Annotated in this window: 11 protein-coding genes; 8 read left to right on the forward strand and 3 right to left on the reverse strand. The window is 36.6% G+C overall.

Annotated features, from left to right (window positions below):
- Window positions 1–258: 258 nt before the first annotated feature.
- On the reverse strand, window positions 259–678 hold the full coding sequence (locus tag KYH19_RS09210; RefSeq protein WP_219078459.1) for a thioesterase family protein: 420 nt from the start codon (window positions 676–678) through the stop codon (window positions 259–261).
- A gap of 112 nt (window positions 679–790) precedes the next feature.
- Here KYH19_RS09210 and KYH19_RS09215 point away from each other — a divergent pair, with 112 nt between their 5' ends.
- The 7 genes from KYH19_RS09215 to KYH19_RS09245 all read left to right on the forward strand — a co-directional run bounded on the left by KYH19_RS09215 (window position 791) and on the right by KYH19_RS09245 (window position 9,931).
- Window positions 791–994 (forward strand): hypothetical protein, encoded by a 204-nt coding sequence (locus KYH19_RS09215; protein WP_219078460.1) that lies wholly within the window; start codon window positions 791–793, stop codon window positions 992–994.
- Between the two features lie 327 nt (window positions 995–1,321).
- On the forward strand, window positions 1,322–1,606 hold the full coding sequence (rpsO, locus tag KYH19_RS09220; RefSeq protein WP_055913898.1) for a 30S ribosomal protein S15: 285 nt from the start codon (window positions 1,322–1,324) through the stop codon (window positions 1,604–1,606).
- 177 nt (window positions 1,607–1,783) lie between these two features.
- Window positions 1,784–3,919, forward strand: a complete 2,136-nt coding sequence (gene pnp, locus KYH19_RS09225; protein WP_131031953.1) for a polyribonucleotide nucleotidyltransferase — start codon at window positions 1,784–1,786, stop codon at window positions 3,917–3,919.
- A gap of 302 nt (window positions 3,920–4,221) precedes the next feature.
- Window positions 4,222–4,893 carry a ribulose-phosphate 3-epimerase gene (rpe, locus tag KYH19_RS09230; protein WP_219078461.1) on the forward strand — a complete coding sequence of 224 codons (672 nt, stop codon included), beginning with the start codon at window positions 4,222–4,224 and terminating at the stop codon, window positions 4,891–4,893.
- A gap of 143 nt (window positions 4,894–5,036) precedes the next feature.
- Window positions 5,037–7,457: a TonB-dependent receptor gene (locus tag KYH19_RS09235; RefSeq protein ID WP_219078462.1), complete on the forward strand. Its 2,421-nt coding sequence runs from the start codon at window positions 5,037–5,039 to the stop codon at window positions 7,455–7,457.
- A 373-nt stretch (window positions 7,458–7,830) separates the two neighbouring features.
- Entirely contained in the window at window positions 7,831–8,904 is a 1,074-nt protein-coding gene (gene serC, locus KYH19_RS09240; protein ID WP_121284775.1) for a 3-phosphoserine/phosphohydroxythreonine transaminase, read from the forward strand.
- 76 nt (window positions 8,905–8,980) lie between these two features.
- The gene (locus tag KYH19_RS09245; RefSeq protein ID WP_219078463.1) at window positions 8,981–9,931 is read left to right on the forward strand and encodes a D-2-hydroxyacid dehydrogenase; all 951 of its coding nucleotides are present in this window, start codon (window positions 8,981–8,983) and stop codon (window positions 9,929–9,931) included.
- 225 nt (window positions 9,932–10,156) lie between these two features.
- On the opposite strand, the gene KYH19_RS09250 is transcribed toward KYH19_RS09245, so the two are convergent.
- Window positions 10,157–10,675, reverse strand: coding sequence for a hypothetical protein (locus KYH19_RS09250; protein ID WP_219078464.1), 519 nt, complete (start codon window positions 10,673–10,675; stop codon window positions 10,157–10,159).
- Between the two features lie 234 nt (window positions 10,676–10,909).
- Entirely contained in the window at window positions 10,910–11,689 is a 780-nt protein-coding gene (locus KYH19_RS09255) for an S-adenosyl-l-methionine hydroxide adenosyltransferase family protein (protein WP_121284777.1), read from the reverse strand.
- A gap of 104 nt (window positions 11,690–11,793) precedes the next feature.
- Here KYH19_RS09255 and KYH19_RS09260 point away from each other — a divergent pair, with 104 nt between their 5' ends.
- On the forward strand, window positions 11,794–12,753 hold the full coding sequence (locus tag KYH19_RS09260) for a PhoH family protein (RefSeq protein ID WP_132397547.1): 960 nt from the start codon (window positions 11,794–11,796) through the stop codon (window positions 12,751–12,753).
- Window positions 12,754–12,824: the final 71 nt, after the last annotated feature.

Raw genomic sequence — 12,824 nt, forward strand, 5'->3', positions numbered from 1 at the left:
GTATAAACCAATGATACGCGGTTAAGCGTACATATCTAAAATTGAAATGGAGGGAATCCTCAGTTACTTAAAACCTCAAACGGATTGCAGATACTATCATGGCTCTGTTCTTTTTGATAAAGCAAAGATAGCTAAAATTTTGAATTGTCAAGTTTTGATGACCAATTTTCAAGGGATTGATTAAATTTTGCGATTTCTTTTTACCACGGAAACACGGAATCCACAGAATTATAATCCTTCTAATCTGTGTAATCAATATTAAATACTATAGGCCTTAATCATTTCTTCGTTAACTTTTGTCCCTCTACCGGTATTTAAATCAATTAGTACGTAATCAAAAATACCATCTGAAGCCACTTTGCCCGTTTTATGATTAATAATTTCGAACTGAACAGAGCAGCCTTTATCATGCATGGTTAATATACCTGTGCGTATTAACATCAAATCGTTCATTAAAAGTGGGCGTTTGAAATTAATATCGACGTGACTTACTACCCAGCCTAAACCTTGTTTGGTAAAATGCTCCCAGGGCATACCGTAGAATTTTTCCATTTGCTCGTAGCGGGCTGCCAGTACATAATCCAGGTATTTGCTGTTATGTACGTGATTAAACATATCGATATCATCCGGACGGACGCGTAATTCGCTTTCGAAAATGCTGTATTGATTCTTTTCCAAGGGTTGATGTTTTCAGCAAAAGTATAAATAAAGCTTGATTGTAAAGTATTGCTTACTAAATGTGGAAGAAATGTAAAGTATTACTTGCTTTTTTTTGTATTTTTGATATGAAATGGGAAAACTCAAATTATATGATGTCAATACTCCACGCGAAACAATTGTTGAGGAACGTGATGCTATTTATTTGAGCCGTACCCCAGAGCAGCGTTTTTTTTGGGTTCTGCAGCTTAATTACATTTCGGTTACCATGAACGGCGGCAAGCCATTAAAATCTCCGCAAGGCAAGGGGCTTGTAATCCGTAAGCCAACCATATAATATCTTTTGATAAAGAAGTAACAGTTTAATCTTTATTCTGATAATTTAATTTTTAATCTTTCCTGTGCGATCGTCATACAGTGAGATTAGTTTTTTAGTCAAAAGCATTAAAATATTAGCGATTATAAGTCTCAAGTCTTCATTTCGAGCGAAGCTAAATCAGTCAAGATAAATCTCTCCATTTCGCTATGCTTCAGTCGAAATGACGACTTTTCTACAGACTTATCTGATACATGTTAATAAAAAACACCACTTGTTTTTAACCAAAAATAACCTTATCTTTGCGCCACAATTAATTAATTTTTATTGCTTTAATATTATTCAAGAATGTATTTAAGTCCAGAGAAAAAAGCTGTAATCTTCAAAGAGCACGGCGAAGTAGAAACCAACACGGGTTCTGCAGAAGGTCAAGTAGCGTTATTTACATACCGTATTGCGCACTTAACAGAACACTTAAAGAAAAATCGTAAAGATTTCTCTACTCAGTTGTCACTTCAAAAATTGGTAGGTAAACGCCGCGGTATTTTGGCTTACCTATACAAAAAAGATATTGAGCGCTATCGTGCTATCATCAAAGCTTTATCGCTTCGTGATATCATCAAACAAAAATAAGCGCAAGTTTATCATTAAAAGCCATTCTTCAGGGAATGGCTTTTTACTTCCCTGTTAATTTTTTTAACGGGTTTTATTATAGATAGGCTTTTTTAATCCTATCTTCGTTTGCAAAAACAAAAACATATATAAACAACGGTGTGTAGAAAGAGGAAAACACACCATAATTCTAATTAAATGAATGTAATAAAAAAATCGTTCGATTTGGGCGATGGCAGAATTGTAGAAATTGAAACTGGTAAACTGGCTAAACAGGCTGATGGTTCGGTTGTAGTTAAAATGGGCGATACGATGTTGTTAGCAACAGTTGTATCTACTGTTGGTGCTAAACCAGGTACTGATTTTTTACCATTATCGGTTGATTATCAGGAGAAATACGCGGCTACAGGCCGTATTCCGGGAGGCTTTTTACGTCGTGAAGCAAGATTATCTGATTACGAAGTATTAATCTCTCGTTTAGTAGATAGAGCTTTACGCCCAATGTTTCCAAGTGATTATCACTCTGATACACAGGTAATGATTTCTTTAATCTCTGCTGATAAAGATATTATGCCAGACTGTTTGGCAGGTTTAGCGGCATCTGCTGCATTATCAGTTTCTGATATTCCTTTCAACGGTCCGATTTCTGAAGTACGTGTGGCTAAAATTGATGGTAAACTAATTATCAATCCTAAAGCCAGCGAATTAGAACGCGCAACTTTAGAGTTTATGGTTGCTGGTTCAGCTAACGATATAGGCATGGTTGAAGGTGAGTGTGATGAAATTCAGGAAGACGAAATGGTTGAGGCTTTAAAATTTGCACACGATGCAATTAAAGTTCAATGTGCTATTCAGGTTGAATTAACAGAGGCGACAGGCAAAACGGTTAAACGTGAATATAACCACGAAGATCATGATGCTGATTTAAAAGCTAAAGTTTATGCTGATACTTACGATAAAGTTTATGCTGTAGCAAAAGCTGGTGGCAATAAAGATGTTCGTAAAGAAGGTTTCACTGCAATCATTAACGAATTCTTTGAAGCAATGCCAGAAGATACTGCAGATTTAACTAAAGCAATGGCTAAACATTATTACCATGATGTTCAGTACGATGCGATCAGAAATTTATTGTTAGATGAAGGTATCCGTTTAGATGGTCGTAAGACTACAGAAATCCGTCCTATCTGGAGTGAAGTTGGTTATTTACCTGCTGCTCACGGTTCGGCTGTATTTACACGTGGCGAAACTCAATCTTTGACATCGGTTACTTTAGGTAGTAAAGATGATGAACAAATGATTGATGGTGCTTTCTTTAATGGTTACAACAAATTCTTATTGCACTATAATTTCCCTGGTTTCTCAACTGGTGAGGTTAGACCAAACAGAGGCGCTGGCCGTCGTGAAATTGGTCACGGTGCTTTAGCACAACGTTCATTGAAAAAAGTATTGCCTCAAGGTGAAGCTAATCCTTATACCATCCGTATTGTTTCTGATATTTTAGAATCTAACGGTTCTTCGTCAATGGCAACTGTTTGTGCTGGTACATTAGCATTAATGGATGCTGGTATTAAAATCAAATCTCCGGTTTCTGGTATCGCAATGGGTTTAATTACCGATGAGAAAACTGGTAAATATGCAATCCTTTCTGATATTTTAGGTGATGAAGATCACTTAGGTGATATGGACTTTAAAGTAACCGGTACTGAACATGGTATCGTTGCTTGTCAAATGGATTTAAAAATCAATGGTTTATCTTACGAAGTTTTAACTAAAGCTTTGTTACAGGCTAAAGAAGGTCGTTTACACATCTTAAACGAGATGAAGAAAACCATCAGCTCACCTAACGAAGATTACAAACCGCACGCTCCACGTATTGTTTCTTTAACAATTGATAAAGAATTTATCGGTGCAATTATCGGCCCTGGAGGTAAAATTATCCAGGAAATGCAACGCGAAACCGGTGCATCAATCTCTATCGAAGAAGTTGATGGTAAAGGCATTGTAGAAGTATTTGCAGATAACAAAGCGGCTATCGATGCAGCAGTTACCCGTATCCGTAATATTGTAGCTAAACCAGAAATCGGCGAAGTTTACCAGGGTAAGGTAAAATCGATTATGCCATTCGGTGCATTTGTTGAGGTTATGCCAGGTAAAGATGGTTTATTACACATCTCTGAAATTTCATGGGAACGTTTAGAAACCATGGATGGTGTATTAAAAGAAGGTGATAAAATCGAAGTTAAATTGTTAGACATCGATAAACAAGGTAAAATGAAACTTTCCCGCAAAGTTTTATTGCCAAGACCAGAAAAACCAGCTGCGCCACAAGCGTAAAACAAGTCCGAAGTCGGGGAGACCGGAGTCGGAAGATATTAAGATCAGCCCTTTCAGTGTAAAACTGAAAGGGCTTTTTACTTCTAAATCGAATTAATACGCTTCGTCGTGCTGAATTTATTTCAGCATCTTTGTTTCTAACTTAAAAATTTTCACAGTTCTTTTGTAACTTGCATCATACCGTCATGTTGATCCGATAGCTATCGGATTTATTTCAGCATCTTACCTACTCATAAGTCCCTGAAATGAATTCAGGGTGACGGTCGTTTTAAAATGTTACTTTAATACTAAGAGATCATTAAATGAAATACATCATTGCCCCGTCCATACTTTCTGCCGATTTTGGCAATTTACAACGCGATATTGAAATGATAAACCAAAGTGAGGCCGATTGGTTCCACGTTGATGTGATGGATGGTGTTTTCGTGCCGAATATTTCTTTTGGTTTCCCGATAATGGCTGCTGTAAAAAAACATGCTATCAAACCTTTGGATGTACATTTAATGATTGTTGAGCCGGATAAATATGTCGAGGATTTTGCGAAAGCAGGAGCTGACCGCATCACCGTACATTACGAAGCCTGCACGCATTTGCATAGAACGATTCAATTAATAAAAGCTTCTGGTTGCAAGGCTGGTGTGGCCTTGAATCCGCATACCCCGGTAACTTTATTGCAGGATGTAATTGAAGACCTGGATCTGGTATTGATTATGTCGGTTAATCCGGGTTTTGGCGGGCAGGCGTTCATTCATAATACTTATAAGAAAATTAAAGATTTAAAAGCCTTGGTTCAAGGTGTAAACGAAAACTTGATTATTGAAGTAGATGGTGGTGTGGGTTTACAAAATATTGCAACATTAGTATCAGCAGGTGCCAATGCTTTTGTAGCCGGAAATGCAATTTTTGCAACGGATAATCCGACTGAAACGATTGCCAAAATGAAAAGCTTGACAACGAATGCTGTAAGCATTTAAGTTTTTAACAATAGATAAAAAAGGATAGACACAGATTGGAATGTTTTCAGGATTCTACCGTTACTTACCTTTTTGAGAAATAAAGACATCCGTGTTTATCTGTATGCATCTGTGGCTACTTTAACCAAATCTCTACGCGTAAAATGCTCAAATTTAGGCTCATCCTGCTTCTTTTAATTGTCGGTTGCAGTTTTGCTGTAGCGCAGCCTTTAGTTAGGGTTTCGGGGATAATTTATAGTGATGAAAAGTTGCCATTATCTCAGGTTACTGTTATTGTTCTTGGACAAGCGCAATCAACTGTTACAGACGAATTTGGTGTTTATACCATTTATTCAAAATCGAAAATATTTAGCATTAAATATTCGCTTTTGGGTTATCAACCCCAAACCATAAAGTTTAATGAGCGCTCTGGGGCAAGGATTATCAAACAAGTAAACTTAATCGCTAATATTAATGAATTAGAGCAGGTTAACATCACCAATAAACAGAATCAGCTAAGTAACACCACTACCATAAATATTGCAGATGTATCCTCCATGCCATTGGTTTCTGGTAATTTCGAAAGCATGCTCAAAACACTGCCTGGTGTATCTACAAATAACGAACTAAGTGCCCAATATAGCGTTCGGGGAGGCAATTTTGATGAAAACCTTATTTATATTAACGATGTAGAGATTAACCGTCCAGTGCTGATCCGCAACGGACAACAAGAGGGGCTGAGTTTTATCAATTCAGACCTGGTCAGTAAAGCAAAGTTCTCTGCCGGTGGTTTTGAAGCGAAATATGGCGATAAACTTTCTTCTATTTTAGATATCAGATACGATAAACCTGACAGCAATCAAACTACTTTTAGCACCAGTCTTTTAAATACCTCTTTAACTACAAAAAGGATATTTAAAAACAGCTTTTTATTGGCTGGGTTACGTTATAAAAATAATTCGAGTGTGCTGATTAAACAAGATGAGCAAGGTAGTTATAGTCCTAATTTTGCCGATGCCCAGTTACTTTATCAATACGATTTTTCGCCGAAATTCAATATCAGTTATTTAGGAAGTTTTAACCTTGGGCAGTTTAAACTGGTACCTACAAACAGAGAAACACAGTTTGGAACTTTAAGCACTACATTAAGGTTAAATGTAGATTACACCGGACAGGAGATTGACGATTACCAAACCTTAGGTAGCGCTGTTACCGCAACATACTCGCCAGAACCAAATTTGGTCATCAAGTTTATCAATAGCTATTTTAACACCATTGAAAGGGAACGTTTTGATATCAACGGCCGCTATATTTTTGACGAAGTGGATAATAACTTTCCTGGAGAGAATTTTGGACCGATAAGTAAAAACAAGGGAATTGGCAGCTATTATAATTATGGAAGAAATAGTTTAAATACCCAAATTTTTACTGCTGAAATTAAGATCGATCAGAATTTTGATAACCATGTTTTTTCCTGGGGCTTAAAATTCGACAAATCCTTATATAAGGATCAGTTAAACGAATATAATTATACCGATTCTGCTGGGTATATCATACCCAATAACTCCAAAAACATTTTTTTGCAAAACGTAATTAATGTAAAAAACAATCTTGATATCAGCAATTATAGCGCATACATCCAGGATAGTTACTCACTTTCAGGTTCTGCAGAATTACAGCTGGGAGCGAGGTCGACTTATAGCTCTTTAAGTAAACAATTACTGATCAGCCCGAGGATATTGATCGCCTATAGGCCAAATTCGAACAATAAGATTCTGAGGTTTTCTGCAGGTGTATACAAACAACCACCATCATACCGTACCATACGCGATTTTTCCGGGCAATTAAATATCAACCAAAAAGCGCAAAGTTCTTATAATACTTCGCTGGGTTATGAATATGCCTTTGATGCTTTAGGAACAAGGTTAAAGTTTACTTCAGAAGCTTACTTTAAATATTCAGATCGCTTAATTCCCTATAAAATTGATAATCTAAGGATTAAGTACCTGGCGAACGAAGTATCGCGTGGTTACGCTTATGGTGCTGATTTCAGCATTGGTGGCGAGTTTGTTAAAGATTTGGTTTCTTATTTCAGAATGTCGGTAATGCATGCCAATGAAGATATTATTGATGATAGTTATGTCCAAAATGGAACGACAATTTATCCGGGCTATTTAAAACGTCCTACAGATCAACGCCTGAATTTTTCCATATTTTTTCAGGACAGGCTTTTGAATAGTCCGACATATAAGGTTCACCTTAATGCACTTTATGGTTCGCGTTTGCCAATTGGACCATCGCAAACACCCAGGTATTTAGATAAGTTTTACATTCCATCTTACAAGCGGGTTGATATAGGATTTTCGAAGGATTTTTTAGATGATGCAGCTATACATAAACCAAAATTTCTGGATAGAAATTTTAATGCTGTAATTCTGTTTTTTGAGGTTTTTAATATGCTCAATCTCAATAATACCGTTTCTTATCTCTGGCTAAAAGATGTAGATAATGTACAATATGCCATACCAAATTATTTAACCGGCCGGCAGTTTAATTTAAAGTTAATTGTGAAGTTGAAAAACTAAGTTTAGTCCTAAAAGGCTTTTTAATTCTTCCTGTCAACTTAATTGTAAATCGTTAATTGAGAATTACTAACTGATCCGGGAGAATCATCAATTTTTGGAAACCCCGCGGGATAATTAGGGTAATTTTCAGATCGTATTATCTTACAGAGCTTGTATTGGGAGCTGATTTGCTACATTTAAAACCTAACAGGTTTACGAATATAACTGGTTCGTTTCGTCTCATTTCAATAAAACGATTTAATTACAAAAACTGCAATAAATCAATCAATTTCATGCTTTTTTTTAACAAAATTTAATTTTTTAGATGACGATTTTATGGGCATAACTGCTTTAAAAATTTTACATTTACTGCCGTAAAACATTATATAATAAGATGAAGCATAATTTTGGCGCAGGCCCTTGTATTTTACCTCAAGAAGTGTTTAAACAAGCAGCTCAGGCTGTTTTAGATTTTAACGATGGATTATCAATTTTAGAAATTTCGCACAGAACAACCGAATTTGAGGCAGTTGTTGCTGAAGCTGATAAGTTGGTAAAAGAATTATTAAATGTGCCGTCGGGTTATTCCGTTTTATTTTTACAAGGTGGTGCAAGTTTACAGTTTGCGATGGTTCCGATGAACTTATTGGGCGATGGACAAACAGCAAGTTATTTAGATACTGGTGTTTGGGCAACCAAAGCATTAAAAGAGGCTAAATTTATCGGCAATGTGAATGTAGTTGCATCGTCTAAAGATGCGAATTATACGTTCATCCCGAAAGATTTTGAAATTCCTGCTGATAGTGCGTATTTCCACTATACTTCAAACAATACTATTTATGGAACAGAGCTTTTCGAAGTACCTAAAACCGATGTTCCTGTAGTTTGCGATATGTCATCAGATATCATGAGCCGTGTAATCGATGTTTCTCAGTTCGATTTAATTTATGCCGGAGCGCAAAAAAATGTTGGTCCAGCCGGTTTAACCATTGCTATTGTTAAAGATGAAATTTTAGGTAAAATTGACCGTAAAATTCCATCAATGTTGAACTATCAATCGCATATCGATAACGGTTCAATGTATAACACACCTCCGGTTTTTTCTATTTATGTTGCATTATTAAACCTTCGTTGGTTAAAATCAAAAGGCGGTGTTGCAGAAATTGAAAAAGAAAACAAACAAAAAGCTGAAGCACTTTACAGAGAGATCGATCGTAATCCATTGTTTAAAGGAACTTGCGCAGTTGAAGACCGTTCCAGAATGAACATTTGTTTCGTAATGGAAAATTCAGAATTGGAAAAACCATTTTTGAAATATGCAGAAGAACAAGGTATTGTGGGGATTAAAGGCCACAGAAGTGTAGGTGGTTTCCGCGCTTCGATGTACAATGCCTTGCCAATTACAAGTGTTCATGCTTTGGTCGAGGCCATGCAGATATTTGAGGAACAACAAGCAAAAGCAAATTAATTAAATTTTAACCACAGATGATTAATGCGATTATTTAATCGGTGTAATCAATCAAATCTGTGCAATCATATATACAATGATTAAAATATTAGCAAACGATGGGATTGATCCCATCGGAAAAGAATTATTAGAAAAAGCAGGTTTCCAGGTTGATACAGAAACCATTCCTCAGGATAAATTAGCCGAGGCTTTGAAAAACTACGATGCCATTACTGTTCGTAGCGCAACAAAAATTAGAAAAGAATTAATTGATGCCGTTCCGAATATCAAATTAATTGGTAGAGGTGGCGTTGGCATGGACAATATCGATGTAGAATATGCACGCAGTCAGGGTGTTGCAGTGGTAAATACACCAGCTGCATCTTCATTATCTGTTGCTGAATTGGTTTTTTCACATTTATTTACCGGTATCAGGTTTTTACAGGATGCTAACCGAAAAATGCCTGTTGAAGGCGCTACACAATTCAATAACCTTAAAAAAGCTTATGCTAAAGGAACTGAGTTAAGCGGCAAAACCATCGGTATTATTGGTTTTGGTCGTATTGGTCGTGCAACTGCAAAAGTGGCTTTGGGTTTAGGTATGAATGTATTGGCTTACGATTTATATCCATCTGAATCTGAAATTACTTTAGAATTCCAGGGTGGAAAATCAGTAAGTATCCCAATTAAAACGGTTTCCCTAGATGAAGTAATTACAGGAAGTGATTTCTTTAGCTTACACACTCCATTTGCCGATAAACCGATTTTGGGTGCAGCAGAATTTGCTAAAATGAAAAACGGTGTTGGTATTGTAAACTGCTCACGCGGTGGAACAATTGATGAACCGGCTTTAATTGAAGCCTTAAATTCAGGCAAAGTTTCTTTCGCGGGTTTAGATGTTTTCGATAATGAACCAACTCCATTGGCAGAAATTTTAACACACCCTAAAATCTCATTGACACCACATATTGGTGCATCAACCAACGAAGCACAAGAGCGTATTGGTACGGAATTGGCTACATTGATTATTGAGCATTTTAAGAAATAATAATATTTTAAACCTCGCAGGTTTTAAAACGGCGCAGCCCTCAATGAGGCCGTTGAAAACATAAATACCCACGAATTAAACCTGCGAGGTTTTCTAAACTAGTCCAACGCATTCGTTGTAACCCAATACCGATAGCCCAATATCGCTTTCTGAAAAGTAGTAAGCTTGTTCGGATCTTTTTTATACAAGCTTGGCAGAACAGCCTTGTTTATCTTCGCTAAGATTTTAAACAGTCCTTTTTTCATACCTCTGTAGTTTTCTGTTGAAGAAATAAAATCCAACTGCCATTATTAAAATCAAAAAGACAATGATGTAGGTTGATAAACCTCCTTTATTTTTTTTCTCTAAATCTTCCTTAAGCTGTGCATTCTGATCCTGTAATTTTTTAATGGTTTGCATATAACGTTCTATGCGTTCCTGTGAATTATCTGCCACAGCTACTTTCTGTTGGTTCTGCAAATCTTTATAATCCATTAAGACTTTCAGTTCTTTGAAAATATTGTTGTCGGTTAAAACCACCTGACGGAGAATTTCATTTGAATTTTTGATGTCTTTCTTCGTTTGCCACCCAAAAATGCCTGAACGCTGCGCTAAACTTTCATCATACTGCCCAAATTTTGCACTTCGCTCTTGAAGCAGTGAATTTACTTTAATGCGTTGTGCTGCATAAGCGGCAGTATCCTGTTGTGCAAAAGCCTGGACACTAAATAAGATAAGCGAGAGGAGATAAAAATATTTCTTCATGTGGATATAAACGCGAAAAGGGTAGAAGTTGTTTTGTTGGTTCATTGGTTCGGTCGTCATTAGTTCATTTGTAATGCAAAGTTCCCAAAATATTCGTCATCTCAACTGAAGTACAAAGGAACGGAGAGATCTATCAGGAAATAAGTTCGACAATGGATTTCTCCATTTCGGTCGAAACAATAATTTCTATATGGATTTTTCCGCTTTAGTCTTTTATCTTTGGTCTTTTCGCTTTTAAGAATGAAATTCAACCCGTACAATATCACCAAGATGTAAGCCTAATAATCCACTTGCCTTTCCTTTGTTAATGGCAATTTCCAAATGATTACTAATGCCGAACAGACAAAGTTTTTCGCCTTCCGGCACTTCATTATAGTGCCAGCTTAATTGTGTAATGGTTTCACTTTTTCTAAAATAAAGCGTAAAATCTCTGTTCTTCTGTATTTTGGTAAAAAGATCTTTGGTGATATTGGTAATCACATTGCAAAAAGTATCAATGTACACTACACTTCCTCGGATCACATCCCGCTCAATTACAGGGTGTAAAAGCATCTTCTGTTCAATCTCTGCTACAGGTAAACCGATGTCTTTCAGTTTGCCACCTTTGGCCAGATGTGTTGCTGCTTTAACAAAAATATCAACCAAGGGGAAGTGGAGATACTTAAGATCCTGCATAATGTTCAGCTCTACCACATCTTCAGGAACATCATCAAAAAGAAGAGAGAAAATGCCATTGTCAGCCCCTACAAAAAAGTGATCACGGTGCTTAACAGCAATATATTTGGTGTTTTCGCTGTACACAGAATCGATGCCGATTAGGTGTACCGTATTCTTCGGAAAGTAAGGATAAGCATTTTTTAAAACGAAGGCAGCGTACGAAATATTGAATGATGGAACCTCGTGGGTAATATCAACTAAATTAACATTAGGCATAAGACTCAACAGACTACCTTTAAGGGCACTCTGGTAAAAATCTTTTGAACCTAAATCTGTTGTTAAAGTAATTATCCCCATTAAAAATTCATTATTATTGCTTATTCTTGTGTACAGGCCTAAGCGTCTGCAAATATTCAAATTTTAATTAATAATACCCCGATAACTTTTTAAAATACTACAGTTTGAACGAATTAAAATTAACCCTGGATACCGTAAATCCTGCTCACTTTTGGGGGCCGAACAATGAGAATTACGAAATGATTAAAGGCGCTTTCGCAAAGTTAAAACTAGTTGCGAGAGGTAGTGATGTTAAGGTTCTCGGTGATGAACAGGAACTTAAGGCTTTCGAAGAGAAGTTTAACCAACTGATTGCGCATCTTGAAAAATATAGCTCGCTAAGCAATAATGATGTAGAAACAATATTAGGTGCAAAGGCAGCGGGCGTTACAAAAAAAGATGTAGAACAACCAACAGGTGGCGGAGGAGAAGTGATTGTTTTTGGTACAAACGGTCTGTTGGTAAAAGCAAGAACTGCAAATCAGCGTAAAATGGTAAGCAGTATTGCTAAAAACGATATTCTGTTTGCCATTGGCCCTGCCGGAACTGGAAAAACATATACTGCAGTAGCACTAGCAGTTAGGGCTTTAAAAAACAAAGAGATTAAACGCATCATTTTAACCAGGCCGGCGGTTGAGGCAGGAGAGAACCTGGGGTTTTTACCAGGCGATTTAAAGGAAAAAATCGATCCGTATTTACGCCCGCTATACGATGCATTAGATGATATGATCCCTGCTGAGAAATTGAAATTCTACATCGAAAACCGTACAATAGAAATTGCACCCCTGGCATTTATGCGGGGCCGTACCTTAGATAATTGCTTTGTGATTTTAGATGAGGCTCAAAATGCCACCGATATGCAGTTAAAAATGTTTTTAACCCGTATGGGACCAACTGCAAAATTTATCGTTACCGGTGATGTTACACAGATCGATTTACCTAAAAAACAAATGTCGGGCTTATTTAACGGCTTAAGGATTTTAGAAGATATTAAAGGTATCGATATTATTTATTTAAGTGGAGAGGATGTGGTGAGACATAAATTGGTGAAAGATATCTTAAAAGCTTACGGTGATATTCAATAAATGGGAGATGTAAGATGGAAGATTTAATTCTTTTAAAACATCATCCATCTTACATCAATATATCTCACATC

It is taken from the genome of Pedobacter sp. D749, from assembly GCF_019317285.1.
GTDB lineage: Bacteria > Bacteroidota > Bacteroidia > Sphingobacteriales > Sphingobacteriaceae > Pedobacter.